Annotated in this window: 18 protein-coding genes; 11 read left to right on the forward strand and 7 right to left on the reverse strand. The window is 65.1% G+C overall.

Annotation, left to right across the window (positions count from 1 at the left end):
* Window positions 1-74 precede the first annotated feature (74 nt).
* The 6 genes from PW947_RS30105 (at window position 75) to PW947_RS30130 (ending at window position 6,583) form a co-directional block, all read left to right on the forward strand.
* Window positions 75-1,085, forward strand: a complete 1,011-nt coding sequence (locus PW947_RS30105) for a type II secretion system F family protein (protein ID WP_299636390.1) — start codon at window positions 75-77, stop codon at window positions 1,083-1,085.
* Entirely contained in the window at window positions 1,085-2,032 is a 948-nt protein-coding gene (locus PW947_RS30110; protein ID WP_299636392.1) for a tetratricopeptide repeat protein, read from the forward strand. The genes PW947_RS30105 and PW947_RS30110 overlap by 1 nt, the downstream gene beginning before the upstream one ends.
* Before the next feature lie 74 nt (window positions 2,033-2,106).
* The gene (locus tag PW947_RS30115) at window positions 2,107-2,514 is read left to right on the forward strand and encodes a DUF3613 domain-containing protein (RefSeq protein WP_299636393.1); all 408 of its coding nucleotides are present in this window, start codon (window positions 2,107-2,109) and stop codon (window positions 2,512-2,514) included.
* Between the two features lie 25 nt (window positions 2,515-2,539).
* Window positions 2,540-4,387 (forward strand): TadG family pilus assembly protein, encoded by a 1,848-nt coding sequence (locus PW947_RS30120; RefSeq protein WP_299636395.1) that lies wholly within the window; start codon window positions 2,540-2,542, stop codon window positions 4,385-4,387.
* A 12-nt stretch (window positions 4,388-4,399) separates the two neighbouring features.
* Window positions 4,400-5,791: a sigma-54 dependent transcriptional regulator gene (locus PW947_RS30125; RefSeq protein ID WP_299636396.1), complete on the forward strand. Its 1,392-nt coding sequence runs from the start codon at window positions 4,400-4,402 to the stop codon at window positions 5,789-5,791.
* Window positions 5,792-5,839: 48 nt separating this feature from the next.
* A complete protein-coding gene (locus PW947_RS30130; RefSeq protein ID WP_299636398.1) occupies window positions 5,840-6,583 on the forward strand; it encodes a DUF2968 domain-containing protein in 744 nt (247 codons plus the stop codon).
* A gap of 108 nt (window positions 6,584-6,691) precedes the next feature.
* On the opposite strand, the gene PW947_RS30135 is transcribed toward PW947_RS30130, so the two are convergent.
* Together PW947_RS30135 and hfq are read right to left on the reverse strand one after the other, a co-directional pair.
* Entirely contained in the window at window positions 6,692-6,856 is a 165-nt protein-coding gene (locus PW947_RS30135) for a hypothetical protein (protein ID WP_299636399.1), read from the reverse strand.
* A gap of 277 nt (window positions 6,857-7,133) precedes the next feature.
* Window positions 7,134-7,595: an RNA chaperone Hfq gene (hfq, locus tag PW947_RS30140; RefSeq protein ID WP_299636401.1), complete on the reverse strand. Its 462-nt coding sequence runs from the start codon at window positions 7,593-7,595 to the stop codon at window positions 7,134-7,136.
* Window positions 7,596-7,978: 383 nt separating this feature from the next.
* Here hfq and PW947_RS30145 point away from each other — a divergent pair, with 383 nt between their 5' ends.
* From PW947_RS30145 to PW947_RS30165, 5 genes are all read left to right on the forward strand, one after another.
* Complete coding sequence (locus tag PW947_RS30145; protein WP_299636403.1) at window positions 7,979-8,131, forward strand: hypothetical protein; 153 nt, start codon at window positions 7,979-7,981, stop codon at window positions 8,129-8,131.
* 30 nt (window positions 8,132-8,161) lie between these two features.
* Complete coding sequence (locus PW947_RS30150; protein WP_299636405.1) at window positions 8,162-8,680, forward strand: sigma-70 family RNA polymerase sigma factor; 519 nt, start codon at window positions 8,162-8,164, stop codon at window positions 8,678-8,680.
* Window positions 8,680-9,633 (forward strand): anti-sigma factor, encoded by a 954-nt coding sequence (locus PW947_RS30155; RefSeq protein WP_299636407.1) that lies wholly within the window; start codon window positions 8,680-8,682, stop codon window positions 9,631-9,633. The genes PW947_RS30150 and PW947_RS30155 overlap by 1 nt, the downstream gene beginning before the upstream one ends.
* Window positions 9,634-9,727: 94 nt before the next feature.
* Window positions 9,728-11,314, forward strand: a complete 1,587-nt coding sequence (locus tag PW947_RS30160; protein ID WP_299636408.1) for an FAD-binding oxidoreductase — start codon at window positions 9,728-9,730, stop codon at window positions 11,312-11,314.
* 43 nt (window positions 11,315-11,357) lie between these two features.
* Window positions 11,358-11,777, forward strand: coding sequence for a hypothetical protein (locus PW947_RS30165; protein WP_299636410.1), 420 nt, complete (start codon window positions 11,358-11,360; stop codon window positions 11,775-11,777).
* 7 nt (window positions 11,778-11,784) lie between these two features.
* On the opposite strand, the gene PW947_RS30170 is transcribed toward PW947_RS30165, so the two are convergent.
* The 5 genes from PW947_RS30170 to PW947_RS30190 all read right to left on the reverse strand — a co-directional run bounded on the left by PW947_RS30170 (window position 11,785) and on the right by PW947_RS30190 (window position 18,357).
* Window positions 11,785-12,720 (reverse strand): DUF1571 domain-containing protein, encoded by a 936-nt coding sequence (locus PW947_RS30170; protein ID WP_299636412.1) that lies wholly within the window; start codon window positions 12,718-12,720, stop codon window positions 11,785-11,787.
* 92 nt (window positions 12,721-12,812) lie between these two features.
* The gene (locus PW947_RS30175) at window positions 12,813-14,585 is read right to left on the reverse strand and encodes an AMP-binding protein (RefSeq protein WP_299636414.1); all 1,773 of its coding nucleotides are present in this window, start codon (window positions 14,583-14,585) and stop codon (window positions 12,813-12,815) included.
* A gap of 19 nt (window positions 14,586-14,604) precedes the next feature.
* Window positions 14,605-15,906, reverse strand: coding sequence for an acetyl-CoA C-acetyltransferase (locus PW947_RS30180; protein WP_299636416.1), 1,302 nt, complete (start codon window positions 15,904-15,906; stop codon window positions 14,605-14,607).
* An 84-nt stretch (window positions 15,907-15,990) separates the two neighbouring features.
* The gene (locus PW947_RS30185) at window positions 15,991-16,905 is read right to left on the reverse strand and encodes a MaoC/PaaZ C-terminal domain-containing protein (protein WP_299636418.1); all 915 of its coding nucleotides are present in this window, start codon (window positions 16,903-16,905) and stop codon (window positions 15,991-15,993) included.
* Window positions 16,906-16,923: 18 nt separating this feature from the next.
* On the reverse strand, window positions 16,924-18,357 hold the full coding sequence (locus PW947_RS30190; protein WP_299636420.1) for a 3-oxoacyl-ACP reductase: 1,434 nt from the start codon (window positions 18,355-18,357) through the stop codon (window positions 16,924-16,926).
* Window positions 18,358-18,483 lie beyond the last annotated feature (126 nt).

Below are 18,483 nucleotides of genomic sequence, written 5' to 3' on the forward strand. Positions count from 1 at the left end.
ATGGTCCACGCAACGCTGTTCGCGATCGCATTCACGTCGAACCTCGCCACCATCACGATGCGGGCGGCGCGCTGATGACACTCGCTCCCGCCCATCTGGCTTCGCTGGCGCTGGCGCTCGCCGCACTCGGCATCTTCCTGTTCGCGGTGACTGCACTTGCGCGCGCGGCCGTCGCGCGGCGCAGCGAACGGGTGCTGGTGACGGCGCTCGACCGGCGCGCGCAGCAGACCGCCGCCGCGTCGCGCGACGACGACGCCACGCGCAACGCGCAGGCGCCGCGTGCGCGTCCGACCGGTATCAAGGGTCTGGTGCTGCGGATCGCGCATCTCGGCATGGTGTTGCTCGAGACGCCGCTGGGCCGTCAGATCGTCGCCGACGAAGACCGGCGGCTGCTCGAACAATGCGGTTTCGTCGATGCGCGCTCGCGCGGTCTGTTCCTGATTTCGCGGCTGATCGGCGCGGGCGCGCTGCCGATGCTGGTGATGGCGGTCGAAGGCGGGTTGAGGTTCGGTGTCGGACCGGTGTCGCGGCTAGTGATCGCGTTGATCGGCGGCTTTATGTTGCCGAAGCTGCTGATCTCGCGGCGCGCTGCATCGCGGCGACGCGCGGTAGTCGACGAACTGCCGATGATGGTCGATCTGCTGCGTCTGCTGCAAGGCGTCGGGCTGTCGCTCGACCAGAGCTTGCAGGTGATGGTCAACGATTTTCGTGGCGTGTTGCCGGTGCTGTCCGGCGAACTCGAAATCGCGCAGCGCCAGTTTGCGACGGGCCGCTCGCGCGAGCAGTCGCTGAACCGGCTGGCCGCGAGCTTCGACAACGAGGATTTACGCGCGATCGTGCGTCTGCTGATTCAGGTGGACCGTCACGGCGGCGCGGTGCAGGAACCGCTGAAGCAGTTCGGCGACCGTTTGCGCGAAACGCGCCGCGCAATGCTGCGCGAACGGATCGGCCGGCTGACGGTGAAGATGACGGGCGTGATGATCGTGACGCTGTTGCCCGCGTTGCTGATCGTCACGGCAGGGCCGGGCGTGCTGGCGGTATCGAAGCAACTTGGCAGCATGCATGCGACGAAGGGAGCGAAGTGATGACCGGCGCTAACGGTATGAAGTGGGGAGCCGGTGCGTTGCGCGCCGTGTGGTGGACGGCGTCGCTGACGGCGCTGGCGTTGACGGGCGCGTGCGCATCGAAGCTCGACGGCTACGGCGTGGGTGCGCAGGCGGAGCGGCAGGCGATGATCCAGCAGGCCGGTCGCGATCCGGCGCCGGATACGCCGGGCGTGTATCTCGGCTTGATCGACCGGATGCAGTCGCAAGGCCTGTACTTCGCGTCGCTCGCGCATATCGACCAGTACGAAAAGCAGTACGGCGCAAGCCCCGACACGATCCTGCTGCGCGCCGATGCGCTGCGTCTGACCGACCAGCCGCAAGCGAGCGCACAGGCCTACGCGCAATTGCTGTCGACGCCGCTGGCTGCGCGCGGCTATCGCGGGCTGGGTTTGCTGGCGGGCGCGTCGGGCGATTTCGCGAAGGCCGCGCAGCAACTCGGCGAGGCCGCGCAGCGCGCGCCGACCGACGCGTCGGTGCTGTCGGATCTCGGCTATGCGCAATTGCGCAACGGCGACGTCGCGGCGGCGCGCGTGCCGCTGATGAAGGCGGCGGAACTGGATCAGCAGAGTCCGAAGATCGTCAGCAATGTCGCGCTGTATCTGCTTGCGTCCGGCGACGCCGCGCAGGCGCAGGCGTTGATCGAACAACAGAAACTCGCGCCCGACGTGCGCGCCGCGATCCGTAGCGACGCGGCGCAGATCGCTACGTTGCAGCGTTCGCGTCAGCGCGCGAGTGCGGCGGCGGACGCGGCGTCGGCGAACGGCAACGCTGGCGGAAGCGGAAGCGGAGGCGTAAGCACACAGGCAGCGGCGGCGCCGGCGCCGCGCGGCGCGACGCAGGCGGATGTGCAGGCGATGCTCAGCGCGCAGGGAAGTGCGCAAGGCATCGACAAGGCACCACGGATGTTGCAGCGGTTTGCGCAATGACACGATAAACACGCACGACGCGCGATGACAGACGAGTACTCGCGATCGCGCGGGCGGGATCAGGGAGAACGGACATGACACACACACGACGGAACGCGGCGGCTGCGCGTCACGACAGTCACGCGCGTCACGGCGCACCGATGCGCGCGTCGATGCGAACATGGCGGCTGCTTGGAACGTTGATGTCGGCGCTCACGCTGGGCACCGTGTGGCCAGTCGCGACGGCGCACGCGCAAACCGCATCGGCATCGGCCGACATGGAACCCGCGCGCGTCAGCGAACCCGGTCAATCGACGACCGCGTGGCTCGATCTGCAGCGCAGCAACGCGCAAGCCGCGCCCATCCAGCCGATGCTCGGCGCGGAGGCGACCGCTGCATATCGCCGCTATATGGACTCGTTCAACGCGAAGATCCCGGCGACATACGGCTCGGCGCTGACGAAGAGCAACACCGGCGGCAGCAGCGGCGGGAGCGCGAACTAGGATGCCCGCCCGGATGCCGGTCACGATGCGGAACCCGCAGCAGGCCACGGCCCCAGCCACGACGGCCACGACGGCCGCGACGGCCGCGACGGCCGCGATCCGCGCCCGCGCGTCGCTGCGGATTCGCGTCGGCGCGATCGGCCCGATCCGCGAACGATGCGGGCGTCGGCGGCAGCGCGGCGTCACCGCGATCGTCGCTGCGTTGTGGCTGGGTGTCGCGGTCGCGGCGCTGGGCGTGCTCGATATCGGCAACCTGTATCTCGCGCGTCGCGATCTGCAAAGCGTCGCCGATCTGGCGGTGCTCGCTGGCATCCAGCGGATCGCCGGAAGCTGCGCCGACGCCACGCCGGCGGCGACCCAGATTGCCGCGCAGAACGGTTATGTCGCGGGTCAGGATGGCGCGGCCACGCTCACCGTCACGTGCGGGCGGTTCCAGGCGCCCGCCGGTTCGCCCGCCGGCACGACACCGCAATTCGTCAGCAGCACCGATACGCCGGCCAACGCGCTGAAGGTGGACGTGTCGCGCAGCGTGCCGATCATGTTTATCGGCCCGAGCCAGACGGTGAGTGCGAGCGCGACCGCGCAAGTGTCGAATATCGACGCGTTTTCACTGAGCACCGGTCTCGCGACGATCAACACGCAGCAGGCCGCGTTGCTGAACGGGATTCTCAGCGGCTTGCTGAAAGCGTCGGTGAATCTGTCGGTCGGGAGTTATCAGGGACTGGCGAACGCGAACGTGTCGCTGCAACAACTGATGGTGGCGTTGAACGCGACCACCATGCAAGGCCTGCTCGCCACCAGCGTCACGTACGACCAGTTGTCGGCGGCGTTGGTCAGTGCGTTGACGGCGGGCGGCGATACCGCGAACGCGAGCCTGCTCGGCGCACTGAACGTGAAAATTCCGGGCGGCCAGCAATTCACGATCGGCGACGGCGGAACCACGTCGCCGGGATTGCTGGCGATCGGTCTGTCGAACGTGAATTCGGCGCTGACCGCGACCATCAACCCGCTCGAAGCGTTGCTGATCAGCGCGCAGATTGCGCAGAGCAACTGGAAAGGCAACGGCACGAGCGGGCCGATCGTCAATGTGAACGCGGGTCTGACGGGCGTGACCGGCGTGTCGCTGCAACTGTTGCAGCCGCCGGTGATGGCGATCGGCGAAGGCGCGGACGCGCAGGGCCATCCGCGCACCGTCGCGCGTGTGTCGCAGGTCACGGCGAGCGTCACGCTGGCGCCGCTGCCGTTGTCGGGCACGCTGATTCCGGGCTTCATCGTGCAGGTGCTCAATACGCCGATCGTGCTGTCCGTGTCGTCGGGTTCCGGCACCGCCGAATTGAGTTCGGTGGACTGCGATACGTCGGACGCGTCCACGATCGCATCGATCAAGGTCAAACCGCAGATCGCGTCGGTGTGCATTGCGGCCGACGCCGCGTGCACGCAGCCGATCAACATCCTGAAGCTCGGTCAGGGCTTGCTCAGCGTCGCCGTCACGCTCGGACCGACGGGCAAGCTGAGCGTCGGTCCCAGTTCGCCGACCACGGTGCAGTTCACGGCGGAGAACGGCGGCGTCGGTTCCCAGACCGTCAACTCGAACGCGGTCGGTAGCGATGTCGGCACGTTGACCGGCAGCGTGCTCGCCGCCTTGCCGACGACGCTCAACGTCAGCGTGCTGGGCGGCCTGATCAACACCAACGTATTGCTTGGTTTGCTGAGTCCGATCATCACGCCCGTGCTCACGTCGGCGCTCAACCCCATTTTCGCGACACTCGATGCCGTGCTGGTGCCGCTGCTCGGCGCGCTCGGCGTTCAGGTCGGCACCGCGACCGTCAACAACCATGCGCTGATGTGCGGCACGGCCCAACTCGTCAACTAGGTTTTTCCGGCAATGAGAACACCTCTGAAAATCGACGAACTCGATATCTATGTTTGGGAAGGCAAGGCCGACATCGTCGATCGGGTCGCGCGCTGCATGGCGAGTTTCGACGTCGAAGTGATCCGCGCCGACGACATCGCGATTTCGCCGGAACGCAGCGCGCAGCGACCGTCGCTGGCGATCATCAGCGTGTCGGTGATCGATAGCGGCGCGTTGATCCTGCGCGACTGGCAGGCCGCGCACGGGATGCCGGTGGTGTGGGTCGGCGCGGCGCCCCGCGATCACGATCCGAAGATGTATCCGTCCGAGTATTCGCATGTCCTGCCGCTCGATTTCACCTGCGCCGAGTTGCGCGGGATGACGACCAAGCTGGTGATGCAACTGCGCGCGCACAACGCGAAGACGCTCGAAGCCAGCGCGATGATCGCGAATTCCGAGTGCATGCAGTCGCTGCTGCACGAAGTGGATACCTTCGCCGACTGTGACACGCCGGTGCTGGTGCAAGGCGAAACCGGCGTCGGCAAGGAGCGGATCGCGCAACTGCTGCACGAAAAGCATTCGCGCTACGGCGCGGGCCCGTTCGTCGCGGTGAACTGCGGCGCGATTCCCGACGGCTTGTTCGAATCGCTGTTCTTCGGCCATTCGAAAGGCTCGTTCACGGGCGCGGTGGTCGCGCACAAAGGCTATTTCGAACAGGCCGACGGCGGCACGCTGTTCCTCGACGAAATCGGCGATCTGCCGCTCTATCAGCAGGTCAAGCTGCTACGCGTGCTCGAAGACAGCGCGGTCACGCGGATCGGCTCGCAAACGCCGATGAAGCTCGATTTCCGGCTGGTCGCGGCGAGTCACAAACACTTGCCGCAACTGGTCAAGGACGGCCTGTTTCGCGCCGACCTGTATTACCGGCTTGCGGTGATCGAGCTGAAGATTCCGTCGCTGGAAGAGCGGGGCGCGGTCGACAAGATCGCGATCTTCAAATCGTTCCTGCAAACCGTGGTCGGCGCCGAGCGGCTTGCTGCGCTGCCCGATATTCCGTACTGGCTCGCCGACGCCGTCGCCGATACCTACTTTCCGGGCAATGTTCGCGAGTTACGCAATCTTGCCGAGCGGATCGGCGTGACGGTGCGCCAGGTCGGCGCGTGGGACGCCGCGCGTCTGCAACGGCTGATCGCGCTCGCGCGCAGTTCGCAGCCGGTGCCGCCCGACAGCGCGCCCGAAGTGGTGGTCGACCGGAGCAAATGGGACATGGCGGAACGGGCCCGTGTGATCGCCGCGCTTGACCAAAACGGCTGGCGGCGTCAGGACACGGCGCACCATCTTGGCATCAGCCGCAAGGTCCTTTGGGAAAAAATGCGCAAGTATCAAATTTTTGATGAAGAGCCCGAAACACGCGAAAGTGAGTAATAATGAGACAAGATGTAACAAAACAAAAACTGTTCGAGCAGGAATTACATGGACCATAAGTCGAAACTTCGACAAATCGCTCTTTGCGCGATGCTCGCAATGGGCGCTGCAGTGACCGCGTCTGCGCAAACGTTACCTACCGGCGGCAGCAGTGATGCCGTCGTTTCGCAACCCGCAGCGACGGCCGCGTTGCCGTCTACGTCGGCGGAGCAGGCGACTCAGGCGGCGCAATCCGCCCAGCAGGCACCGGCCACGACGCTCAATGCCGACGAAGCAAAGCAGTCCGCCGCGGGGAACGTCGCGGAGCTGCAACAGATGATCCGCACGTCCGATCTGGTGGAATTGCGCACGACGTACAACGGCAGCTACGGTGCGAGCTTGCTGTTCTACGGCAAGGAAATGACCTATTACGTCGCATTGTTCCAGCAAAAGAACTTCTGGCGCGTGATCAAGACCTCCGATGAAACGCGTGCCGAACTGATCTATAAAGACTTCGCGCGTCAGACCGTGCAGCTGTCGGATGTCGAGTTGCGTCGCACGTTGCTCGAAGCGCAGAAGGTGTACACGGAACGGATGATCGCGTTGTCGAAAGAACGCGCGAATCGTCTGCAGGCGGACGTCGACGTCGCGCGTCAGCAGCAGACCATCGTGTCGAGCCAGCAGCAGAGCGCTCGCGCCGAAGCGACCGCACTCGCGCAGCAGAAGGCTGCGGCGCAAGACCAGTTGCGTGAGACGCAGCGTCAGGTTCGCGCACTGCAGAAACAACTCGACGTCGGTTTGCCGACGAAGTAAGCAGCATCGACGGGCATCGCCCGCGCAAAAACAAAACCCCGCATGGCTTCGCCATGCGGGGTTTTGTTCGTCTGGCTGCGTGATTGAAGCAACCGTGACGGGCCAACGTCATTCCGTCGCTTTGGGCTTCGGGGTCTTTTCGTGTGGATGAACGGCGACCGGATCGCTGGCGGGAAACGACTCGTCGAGTGCTTCGTCGAGGCGATCGTCGATGTCGTCCGGCGGGACCGTTGACTTGGGCGCTTCAGGTTGCGGGTGCTTCGGCGTAGGCATTTCATGCTCCGCATCAGAGTGACGCTTTCAGCATAGCGCATGGTCTGGTCGCTCGTACGCGGTGTGCACGATCGTGCGCACAGACTGAATCAGCAGATGAAGCGATCCGCAGACGAAGCAGAGAGACGAAGCGTGAGATCGAAAAGCAGAGTGGCCTGAAGCCGGAGACGCAAGCGGGAATCCGTTTGCGAATGGCGCGCTGGACACTGCCATGCAGCCGACCAGCGCGCTGTCCGGCACCTGCCGCAAACTTCACGACATATGCCGGCGATAAAACTTAGTGGTTACCGCCGCCGTTGTTGCCGCCGTCACCGTTGCCGGTGCCGAACAGACGGCGACGACGCGTGACGACCACCGGACCGTCGGAAGCGGGACGGTCGCTGCCCGGCGTGCGTTCGCCCGACGACTGCGAACCATACGACTCGCGCGGTTCACGCGGTTCACGCGGCTCGCGATGTTCACGCGAACCATGCGGTCCACGCGTGGTGTGTTCGCCATGCGACGGACGTCCGGTGCGCGGCGCGGGCCGTGTGCCGGTGTCGAGCTGGATGGTCGAGATCGCGCGCTTGTAGATGCCTTGCAGGCCGACAGGCGTGCGCAGCATCACCAGGTACTGATCGAACGACTCGATGCATCCCGTCAGGCGAATGCCGTTGACGAGATAGATTTCGACGCGCTTTCGTTCTTTGCGCGCTGCGTTCATGAAGTCGTTTTGCGGGTGCGAATCTGCTGATGCCATTTGACGAGTCGGTTAGTAGAACGGTTACTCGCCGCGATTCTACCCTGATCGGGTAAAGCCCGGCGGTGGGACGTCTGGGTCCACTATAGCGGCTTGCGCGCGGCGAAGCACCTGATAACTCGTCGATGTAACGTTGAGTTACGAATCTGGTGCAGACGTTGAAACAGGATACGCCGGACGCAACGCACGCATCGATCAGACGGTATCAGGCGAAATTTCCAGCGTGAAGTTCGAACCGTGTCGAATCGTGGCCCAGACCACGGCGCGCGGAATAAAACGGTGGCCGGATGCGTTCATTGCATGGACCGGGCGCGCGACAGAATGTCGCTGCGAACCGGCAGCATTACCGCGGTGATGCCGCGGTCACCCGTCAGGAGACAGCAATGAATACGTCCCGCATGGTCTGGACCGTCTGCGTGATGGCGGCACTCGCGTTCGCGTCGTTGGGCGCGAGCGGTTGCACATCGCAAGGCGGTTCGATGGATTCGTCGTCGAGCAGCAGCGGCAATAGCGGCAGTGGCAGCGGTGGTTACTGAGCGCGCGTGCGCGTCGCGCGCGAGGCCGGCGTGAGCTTCGAACAGGACGTGATCGGGTGGTTGCCGCAGTTGCGCCGCTATGCGCGCGCGCTGACGGGCGACCCCGCGTGGGCCGACGACCTCGTGCAGGATACGGCGGAGCGGGCGCTCGCGCGCTGGCGCGGCTTTCGCCCCGGCACCAATCTGCGCGCGTGGCTGCTGACGATCCTTCGCCATCTGTATATCGACCAGCTGCGCGGACGTCACGAAATCGCCGTCGATGACGAAAGCGCGCCGTGGCGCACGCTCGAAGCGCCGCGCGGCGAAGTCGACGGTCTCGTGCTGCGCGATCTTCAACGCGCGCTGTATTGCCTGCCGGTCGAGCAGCGCGAAGTGCTGCTGCTCGTATGCGTCGAGGAGCTGTCGTACAAGGAAGCGTCGAGCGCGCTCGGCGTGCCGATCGGCACGGTGATGTCGCGCCTCGCGCGTGCCCGTGAACATATGCGCGTGCTGCTGCTCGAAGGCCCGGCGCGCCAATCCCCGCCGCTCAAAGTTGTGAGAAATCCGTGATGAGCCACGATCCCCGCGACCCCAAAGATCCTCGCGATCCACACGATCCACGCGATCCGCACGATCTGCACGATTCATTGTCGTCATTGGCGAGCGGCGCGCCGCTTGCCGATCTGCGCGAACTGTCCGCCTTCGTCGACGACGAACTCGACGACGCCGCGCGTGCCGCCGTGCTCGACCGGCTGGCGCGCGATCCGCATGCCGCCGCTCAGGTGGCGGCCTGGCGTGCGCAGAAAAGCGCATTGCAGGCGCTATGCGGCGCGGCGGCGTCACGCACGCGCGCGACCACCTCGGCACGCGGTGTGCCCGAACTCGCCGACGAGCCGATGGTGATCGTCGTGCGTCGCGATTCGCCGTGGTGGCGTCGCGCGGGACTCGCCGCGTGCTGGCTGGCGCTCGGCGCGGGTCTCGCGGTGCTGCTCGGCCCGCTCGCGTCGCGTGTCGCGAATGGCGCCAGCGGCACGAACGGATTGATCGCGAGTCTCGGCGGCCGTCTGGAACCGAAACCGCCGATGTCGTTCGCGCAGCGCGCCGATGTCGCGTACGCGGTCTATACGCCCGAACGCCGGCATCCGGTCGAAGTCGCCGCGAGCGAAGAGGAACATCTGATCAACTGGTTGTCGAAGCGGCTGAACCGGCCGCTGTCGGTGCCGTCGCTGCAGGAATATGGCTATTCGCTGGTCGGTGGCCGGCTGTTGCCCGACGAGACCGGACCCGCCGCGCAGTTCATGTACGAGAACGCGGGCGGCTCGCGGCTGACGCTGTACGTGACCGGCATCGCGCGCGACGAGACCGCGTTCCGGTTGCTGCGCGACGGCAATCGGCGGACCTTCTACTGGGTCAGCGACCATATGGGTTACGCGTTGTCCGGACCGATCGCGGAAGGCAAGTTGCGCTCCATCGCGATCGACGTGTGCAGCGCGCTCGGCGGCCGTCCGGAGTCGTGGCAGTAGCGACCAGTAGCGCCCCGCGTGGCGACGCCGGGCCGCGACCACGCTGTCGACCATCGCCACGCTTCGTCAACCTCGATCCATCACAGGACGACACGTGAACCGCACGCTGCCGCCAAACCTCTCCGAAGCGCGCTTCGACCAGGCGCTCGACGCGTGGCGCGCGATCGTCGGCGCGGCGCAGGTGCTGAGTTCGCCGGATGCGCTCGACGGCTATCGCGATCCGTTTGCGTTCGCGTCGCAACCGGAGTTCGCCGTGACCGACGCGTCGGCGGCGATCCGGCCGGCGTCCGTCGATGAAATTCGCGCGGTGCTGCGCGTGGCGAACCAGTACCGCATTCCGTTGTGGACCGTCTCGACCGGCCGCAATTTTGCGTATGGCGGTGCGGCGCCGCGTCTGACCGGTTCGGTCGTGCTGGATCTGCAACGGCTCGATCGCATTCTCGCCGTCGACGAAACGCTCGCATATGCGCTGGTCGAACCGGGCGTCAGCTATTTCGATCTGCATGCGTATCTGCGCGACAAGGGTTACCGGCTATGGGTCGATCCGCCGGCGGCGGGCTGGGGCAGCGTGATCGGCAATACGCTGGAACGCGGCTTCGGCTATACGCCTTACGGTGATCACGCGGCGCAGCAGTGCGGGATGGAAATCGTGCTGGCGAACGGCGACGTGGTGCGCACGGGCATGGGCGGTATCGATACCGGAACGGCGTGGCAGCTTTACAAACCCGGCTACGGACCGTCGTTCGATCCGATGTTCATGCAGTCGAATTACGGCATCGTCACGAAGATGGGCGTGTGGTTGATGCCTGCGCCGCCCGCGTATCTGCTCGGCGAAATCCAGTGCCGCCATGAACACGATCTCGGCGCGATCGTCGAGACCTTGCGGCCGTTGCGCCTCGACGAGACGATCCGCAATCATGCGGTGATCGAAGGCGGGTTGCGGCGCGCGGCGGGCCTCGGCGCGCGCCGGCAGTGGTACGACGGACCGGGGCCGATGCCGGAATCGGCGCTGGTCGCGATGCTCGACGCGCTCGGCGTCGGACGCTGGAACTTGCATTACGCGCTGTACGGCACGCCCGAGCTGATCGACGCGCGCCAGGCGATCGTGCAGCGTGCGTTCGCGTCGGTGCGCGACGCATCGATCAAGGTCTCGCGCTATCGCGGCGACGCGCAACCGGTCGGCGGCGCGGATCGCAACCTCGCGGGCATTCCGTCGATGGCGGCGTTCCGGATGCTCGACTGGCGCGGCGGCGCGGGCGCGCATGTCGATTTCTCGCCGCTGTGTCCGGCCACCGGCGCCCACGCGATGCGTCAGTACACGATGACGAAAACCCGCGCAGCCGAATACGGCTTCGATTACTACGGCGGTTTCACAGCCGGTGCGCGCCATTTGCATCACGTGTTCGCGGCGATTTTCGACCGGCACGATGCGCAGCAATCCGAACTCGCCGGGCAACTGTTGCGCGTGCTGATAAGCGATGCGCGCGCGGCCGGTTATGGCGAATATCGCGCGCATCTCGGCTATATGGATTTCGCCGCCGCGCAGTACAGTTTCAATGAGGGCGCGTTGTTGCGCCTGTCGGAAACGATCAAGGATGCACTCGATCCCGCCGGCATCCTGTCGCCGGGCAAGCAGGGCATCTGGCCTAAAGCATGGCGCAACCGGCGCGGCTATACGTGAGCAGCGGGCTTTGCGCGCAGTTGTTTTCATGGAGGAATATTCGATGAACCGGCGTGCGTTCATGGCGGCAACGACGAGCGTCGCGGCGGCTGCGTTCGGGCCGCTTGCGTGGCATGAACTCGCGCTGCGCGGCGACAGTTCTCACGCGTCGAATACGATCATCGTGATCGATGCGAGCCTCGATCCGGCTGCGTCGGTGTCCGCATTCGCGCGACGTACCGGCGCGCCGGTTTTCGATGTCGGCGGCGGCGCGAGCGATGTCGGCACGCTGTGGTTTTCGACGCTCGCCGCGCGTTTGAACACGTTGCCCGCGCGGTTGATCGGATGCACGCGCGCGTCCGATTACTTCGTGCTCGAACGGCTCGCCGGTCCGTTCGACGCGTGCATCGCGAATGTGCCGTCCATGTCGTCCGACTGGACGCATACCGTCGTCGCTTTCGTGTTCGACAGAAAACCGCTTTGAACAGGCACTAGAATCGATACGCGGGATTTTTCGGATCGAAGCTGGTGTCGTCGAAGGGCTTCGGTGTGATCGTCTGGAAGATGATTTTTTCGAACAGTTCGCCGTCGCTGCCATACGATTCGACCGTGCGGAAATACGGATGACGCAGATCGAGGCCGAGCACTTCCTTCTTCGCGTAGAAGTCGGGCGGGCCGCTCGGGGCTTCGTATGAAAACGCCACTACGCGCACGCCGTCGATGGTGCGCGTGTCCACTTGCGGTGTACGCGCGACGCCCGCTTTCTGATACTTCCTGCCTTCGCCGAGGAACTGCGTCGTCACGTATTCGGTGCCGAGGTCGAGAATCTCGTGATTCGATTGCGCGCGCGCCAGCGAGCCCGTAATCGACGTCCAGATCGGCATCACGCCGAGAATGCCGCCGAGATGGCCGTACATCTCGTCGTTGCGCTTCGATTCGTCGTAGATCACTTCCTGACCGGCATGCGGACTATCGGGCAACCACTTCGCATAGATGCGCAGCGGATCGTGTGCGATGCGCACCAGCATGTGATCGGGCTTATCGGGCCATTGCCCCTTGATGCGTTCCTGACGCAGCATCGTGAACTCGTACGACGGGTAGCCGTCCGGTCCTTCCTGAACGAAACGCGGCACCGTCAGCGGATCGAGCGAGCGGAACAACATATTGAGTTGCGCGTCGTCCATCTTGTCGAGCAGGTCGTTTTGCTGGGCGGCGCGCAGCCATCGAACCTGCTGGTCGAGCGTCAGTTTGCCGACCTGCGATGCAGGCGTGGTGGGCGGCTTCAGCGCACTCGCGGCAACCGGTGCGGCGGCGCCGGCGGCAGCGGGGCCGGAGGCCGCGCTTTGCGCCACGGCGGGCATGGCGGCGGCGATCCAGACTGCACACGTCAGCGACGTGAACAACCGATGAAGCCGGGGTTTCGTCATCGAACTGCCTCCTGATTCGTTAGCGCATTGCGCGGATCGTCGAAGGCACGCAAACCGTGCGCCCGGCCCGGCATCGGGAACCGGCGCGGCGCTCAGTCGGGCTTGTCCTTCGCGAGTTCCTCGTCGCGCAGTTCGCGTCGCAGGATCTTGCCGACGTTGGTCTGCGGCAGCGAATCGCGAAACTCGACCACCTTCGGTACCTTATAACCGGTCAAATTCTTGCGGCAATGCTGGATCACGTCGTCGGTACCCAATGCTGCATTACGCTTCACTACGAAAACCTTCACGCGTTCGCCCTGAGCCGGATCGGGAATGCCGATCGCCGCGACTTCGCGCACGTCCGGGTGCATCGCGATCACGTCCTCGATCTCGTTCGGGTAGACGTTGAAGCCGGACACCAGAATCATGTCCTTCTTGCGGTCGATCAGTTTCATAAACCCGCGCTCGTCCATTAAGCCGATGTCGCCGGTGGCGAGCCAGCCTTCGTCGTCGAACACCTTGGCGCTTTCTTCCGGACGGTTCCAGTAACCTTTCATCACTTGCGGGCCTTTTACGCACAGTTCGCCCGCTTCGCCGATATTGGCCCAACTGTCGTCGTCCTTGCGAAAACGCACTTGCGTGGACGGCGCGGGCAAGCCGATCGAGCCTTCGAAATCCGGCATATTCTTAAGATCGACCGGGTTCATCGACACGATCGGCGAGCACTCGGTGAGGCCGTAACCTTCGGTGATCGGATGCCCGGTGACGGCCTTGAAACGTTCGGCCACCGCTTTTTGCGTCGCCATGCCGCCCGCCATCGCCAGCTTCAGCTTCGAAAAGTCACGGCTGCGAAATTCCTCGTCGTCGAGAAACGCGTTGTACAGCGTGTTGACCGCCGACATGCCCGTCAACGTCTCGTGGCGGATGATCTTCATCACGCGCTTCACGTCGCGCGGATTCGCGATCAGCACATTGCGGCCGCCCATGCCGAGAAAGATCAGCGCGTTCACCGTCAGCGACAGGATGTGATAAAGCGGCAACGGCGTCAGCACGGTTTCGATATCGTCGTTCATCTGGTTCGCGACCCACGCTTTCGCCTGCAACAGGTTCGCGACCACGTTCCGGTGCGTCAGCATCGCGCCTTTCGCAACACCGGTCGTGCCGCCCGTGTATTGCAGAAACGCGAGATCGTGAGGCGCCGGATGCACGGCGGAAAGCGGGCGTTTGGCGCCTTTTTCGAGAGCCTCCACCAACATAACGGATTGCGGCATCGAATATTCCGGCACCAGCTTCTTGATATGGCGAAGCACGAAATTGATCAGCTTGCCTTTCAGGTTCAGACCGTCGGCGAGCAGATCGCCCAGACCGGTGACGATCACGTTTTGCACCCGCGTGCCTTGCAGCGAATCCTGCACGGTCTTCGCGAAATTCTCGAACACGACGATGGTTTGCGCGCCGCTGTCTTTCAGTTGATGCGACAGTTCGCGCACGGTATAGAGCGGATTCACGTTGACGACGATCGCACCCGCTTTCAGCGTGCCGAACAGCGCCACCGGATACTGAAACGAGTTCGGTAACATGATCGCGACGCGGTCGCCGGGCTTCACGCCGACGCTTTGCAGATACGACGCGAACGCGTCCACTTTCTTCGCGAGCGTCGCATACGTCATCTCCGCGCCGACGCTGACAAACGCGACCCGCGCGGCGAACTTCGCGACCGATTCGTCGAAGTACTGCACGAGCGAGTCGTACTGCGACGGATCGATCTCATGGGCGACGTCGGCGGGATACGACCTGAGCCAGATGCCGTCGGTGTTCGGCGCAGGGTGCGCGGCGGACGGCGTGAAAGACGCCGCTTCGGGTTTCGCTTGCGTGATCGGGTTCATCGACAGTCTCCTGAATGTTCTATCGTTCGACGATCGCCACGACGCCCTGGCCGCCCGCCGCGCAAATCGAAATCAGCCCGCGCGCGGTGCCCGCCGGTTTGTCGAGTTGCGCGAGCAGTTTGGCGAGTCCGGCCACGATCCGTGCACCAGTCGCCGCGAACGGATGCCCGGTCGCGAGCGAACTGCCGTTGACGTTCAGCTTCGCGCGATCGATCGTGCCGAGCGCGCCGTCGAGACCGAGTTGCGTGCGGCAATATTCGTCGTCCTGCCACGCGTTCAGCGTACACAACACCTGCGCGGCAAACGCCTCGTGAATCTCGTAGTAGTCGAAATCCTGCAACGTCAGCCCCGCGCGCGTCAGCATTCTCGGCACCGCGTACGCGGGCGCCATCAGCAAGCCTTCCTTTTTGTCGAAGAAATCGACGGCCGCCGTTTCCGACGCGCCCAGCCATGCGAGCACCGGCAAGCCGTGCGCCGCCGCCCATTCTTCCGATGCGAGCAACACCGCCGATGCGCCGTCCGTCAGCGGCGTCGAATTGCCGGCGGTGAGCGTACCCGCGTCGCGGTCGAACACCGGCTTCAGATTGGCGAGCTTTTCGAGCGTGAGATCGTCGCGCAGCGTGTTGTCGCGCGTGAGGCCGCGAAACGGCGTCATCAGATCGTTATGGAAGCCGCGTGCATACGCATCGGCGAGCTTGCGATGACTGTCGTACGCGAGCACGTCCTGCGACTCGCGCGAAATGCCCCAGCGCTTGGCCATCAGTTCGCAATGCTCGCCCATCGACAGGCCCGTGCGCGGTTCGCCGTTGCGCGGCAACAGCGGCTTGAACAGCATCGCCGGGCGCAACCGGCTCAGCGCGCCGACGCGTTGTCCGGTGGTGCGGCCGCGATTCGCTTCGAGCAGGATCTTGCGCATCCGTTCGTTGACGCCGATCGGCGCATCCGATGTCGTATCGACGCCGCCCGCGATGCCGACGTCGATCTGTCCGAGCGCGATCTTGTTGGCGACGAGAATCGCGGCTTCGAGTCCGGTGCCGCACGCCTGCTGCACGTCGTAGGCGGGAGTTTCTTTCGCGAGCGTGGTGGACAGCAACGATTCGCGCGTCAGGTTGAAGTCGCGCGAATGCTTGATGACCGCGCCTGCCGCGACTTCGCCGAGCCGCATGCCATGCAGGTCGAAGCGGTCGATCAGCCCTTGCAGCGTGAAGGTCAGCATGTCCTGATTCGACGCGTCCGCGTAGGCGGTATTCGAGCGCGCAAACGGAATCCGGTTGCCGCCGAGAATGGCGACGCGTCGTACGGCCGGAAGCGGTTGGGACATCGAAAGCTCCTTATGGTTGAGCGTGTCGCTCGAAGTCGGGTGCGTCGGATCGGCGCGGCCGGATCGTGTCGCGACGCCGGATGGTCAGGTCCACTGCAAACGTCCGCGCAGATGCGGCTTGTCGCCGGCCGCATCGCGCACTTCGAGTTCGCGCAAGGTCGTCCCCGGCGACGACGACCACAGCGACACGTCGCTGGGCAGCAGCATCGGTAATTTGAATTCGGCGCTGAACTCCGCGTTCAGCAGCACCTTGGGCGGTTGCAGCGCCGACGCCGCGCGCGCGAACGTCCACATGCCGTGCGCGATGGCGCGCGGAAAACCGAACGCGCGCGCGGTCAACGGATGCAGATGGATCGGGTTGTAATCGCCGGATGCTTTCGCGTAGTCGCGCCCGAGTTGCGCGGGCAGTTGCCAGCGCGCGGCGCGTTGCAACGCATGACGCTCGATCTCCAGCGGCGCGAGCACCGCGCCGCTCGCCGCAATGCCGCGCTTCATATAGACGCTGTCGCCGTCCCAGACGGCTTCGCCGCGTCGATAGATGCGCGTATGCAGCACGAATGCCTGACCTTTGTCGTGACGCAGCAGCGCGCCGAATTCCACTTCGATGCGCAGCACGTCGCGCATATACAGCGGCTGGCGCAGCCGCACGCGGTTGGCGAGATGCACGAGGCCGAGCGCGGGCCACGGAAACGCCGGATCGGTCAGCATCAGCAGATGCAACGGAAAGGCCAGCAAATGCGGATACGTCAGCGGCACGCCATGTTCGGGGATAAAGCCGCAGACGCGCATGTAATGGCCGAGGTCGCCCGGATCGATCAGCGCGGCCTGTCGCACCAGACGCAGCGGCGGCAGACGAGTCGGCCGGTTGCGTTTGAACACGCCGGACAGTGCGCGCGCATAGAGCTTCGATGGCGTCGGCAGCGGATCGACCACCACCGTTTTGGGGCGCACGCCGGCGAGTGTGCTGTGCGGGTTGTCGAGATCGAACGGATCGCGCATCGTCAGACTCCGGTTCCGTTACGCGCCGATCAGGCTTTGACCGCACACCCGGACGATCTGCCCGGTCACGCTCGCCGAGCCGGGATGCGCGAGCCACGCGATGGTCTGCGCGACATCGACCGGCTGGCCGCCCTGGCTCATCGAATTCATCCGCCGCCCGGCTTCACGGATCGCGAGCGGAATCTTCGCGGTCATCTGCGTTTCGATAAAGCCTGGCGCGACGGCGTTGATCGTGATGCCGCGCGCGCGTAGATGCGGCGCCATGCTTTGCACGCGGCCGATCACGCCGGCTTTCGACGTCGCGTAGTTGGTTTGCCCGAGGTTGCCCGCGATGCCGCTGATCGACGATACGCACACGATGCGGCCGTGGTCGCGCAAGGTGCCCGCCGCCAGCAGCGCGTCGTCGATCCGTTCCTGCGCGGCGAGGTTGATGTCGATCACGCTGTGCCACGCGCTGTCGCTCATCTTCGCGATGGTTTTGTCTTTCGTGATGCCGGCGTTGTGAACCAGAATATCGACGCCGTTTTCGTCGAGCGCGGTCGCGATCTGCGCGGGCGCTTCGGGCGCGGCGATATCGAACGACAACGCGGTGCCCGATAGCGGTCGCAGCGTGGCATCGAGCGCATCGCGCACGGCGGGCATATCGATGCCGATCACATGCGCGCCTTCGGCTGCGAGCGCCGCCGCAATCGCCGCGCCGATTCCACGCGCCGCGCCGGTTACGACCGCGCGCTTGCCCGCGAGCGGCTGCTTCCAGTCGAACGGCACAGCCACCGTGTCCGCCGCATCCACCGTGGCCTGCGCGGCGCCGCCTTCGATCCGCACCACCTGGCCCGACACGTACGCGGAGCGCGGCGACATGAAAAAGCGCAGCGTCGCTTCGAGACCGGATTCCGCGCCCGGCGCGACGTACAGCAGATTCGACGTGATGCCGCGCCGCGCTTCCTTGCCGAGCGAGCGCGTCAAGCCTTCGAGCGCACGTTGCGCGGTCCATTGGCGCGGCGTCGCGCAGGTTTCCGGCGGCCGCCCGAGCACGACGATCCGGCCGCATGTGCCGACCGAGCGCAGCGCATCGTGAAAGAACCCGTACGCGGTGTCGAGTTGGGTGATGTCGTCGATACCGCTGGCGTCGAACAGCAATGCGGCGACGCGTGCCTGCGGGCTGTGACCGGCGGCCTCGAAGCGGCCGGTCAGCAGGTTGTGGCGGCTGGCGAGCGGCACCCACAGCCCGGCGCTCGAATGCGCAACGCTGGTGACGCCGATCTTCGCGATCACGTCGGCGAGCGCGTCGAGCAGACGCGGCTCGCGCCCCGCGCCAATCGCGACCATCCCGTCGAACTCGGGACGGTCCGCGCGATAGCGGCGCAGCACTTCGGGCTTCGGCAAACCGAGCGAGCGCGCGACACGCGCGCCGAGCGGCGAGTTCACGAAGTTCAGATACGAGTCGTTCATGTGACGTTGCTCCGCTGGCCGTCGGGTTTTTATAGGAGTGTACGTCCGCGCCGGCGCATCAAGCCCACGTTCGCGGCGTGGGCTTGGCGCGCGGCCAGAGACGGCGGTGCGCCGTCGTGCGGGGTG

It is taken from the genome of Paraburkholderia sp. (genome assembly GCF_028283785.1).
Classification (GTDB): Bacteria; Pseudomonadota; Gammaproteobacteria; order Burkholderiales; family Burkholderiaceae; genus Paraburkholderia.

Coding starts and splice junctions, on each gene's coding strand:
- PW947_RS30135 (WP_299636399.1), bottom strand. CDS start 6,856: ATGCCTACGCCGAAGCACCCGCAACCTGAAGCGCCCAAGTCAACGGTC.
- PW947_RS30110 (WP_299636392.1), top strand. CDS start 1,085: ATGACCGGCGCTAACGGTATGAAGTGGGGAGCCGGTGCGTTGCGCGCC.
- PW947_RS30185 (WP_299636418.1), bottom strand. CDS start 16,905: ATGCGCGATCCGTTCGATCTCGACAACCCGCACAGCACACTCGCCGGC.
- PW947_RS30180 (WP_299636416.1), bottom strand. CDS start 15,906: ATGTCCCAACCGCTTCCGGCCGTACGACGCGTCGCCATTCTCGGCGGC.
- PW947_RS30175 (WP_299636414.1), bottom strand. CDS start 14,585: ATGAACCCGATCACGCAAGCGAAACCCGAAGCGGCGTCTTTCACGCCG.
- PW947_RS30145 (WP_299636403.1), top strand. CDS start 7,979: ATGAATACGTCCCGCATGGTCTGGACCGTCTGCGTGATGGCGGCACTC.
- PW947_RS30130 (WP_299636398.1), top strand. CDS start 5,840: ATGGACCATAAGTCGAAACTTCGACAAATCGCTCTTTGCGCGATGCTC.
- PW947_RS30115 (WP_299636393.1), top strand. CDS start 2,107: ATGACACACACACGACGGAACGCGGCGGCTGCGCGTCACGACAGTCAC.
- PW947_RS30165 (WP_299636410.1), top strand. CDS start 11,358: ATGAACCGGCGTGCGTTCATGGCGGCAACGACGAGCGTCGCGGCGGCT.
- hfq (WP_299636401.1), bottom strand. CDS start 7,595: ATGGCATCAGCAGATTCGCACCCGCAAAACGACTTCATGAACGCAGCG.
- PW947_RS30190 (WP_299636420.1), bottom strand. CDS start 18,357: ATGAACGACTCGTATCTGAACTTCGTGAACTCGCCGCTCGGCGCGCGT.
- PW947_RS30125 (WP_299636396.1), top strand. CDS start 4,400: ATGAGAACACCTCTGAAAATCGACGAACTCGATATCTATGTTTGGGAA.
- PW947_RS30105 (WP_299636390.1), top strand. CDS start 75: ATGACACTCGCTCCCGCCCATCTGGCTTCGCTGGCGCTGGCGCTCGCC.
- PW947_RS30155 (WP_299636407.1), top strand. CDS start 8,680: ATGAGCCACGATCCCCGCGACCCCAAAGATCCTCGCGATCCACACGAT.
- PW947_RS30170 (WP_299636412.1), bottom strand. CDS start 12,720: ATGACGAAACCCCGGCTTCATCGGTTGTTCACGTCGCTGACGTGTGCA.
- PW947_RS30120 (WP_299636395.1), top strand. CDS start 2,540: ATGCGGAACCCGCAGCAGGCCACGGCCCCAGCCACGACGGCCACGACG.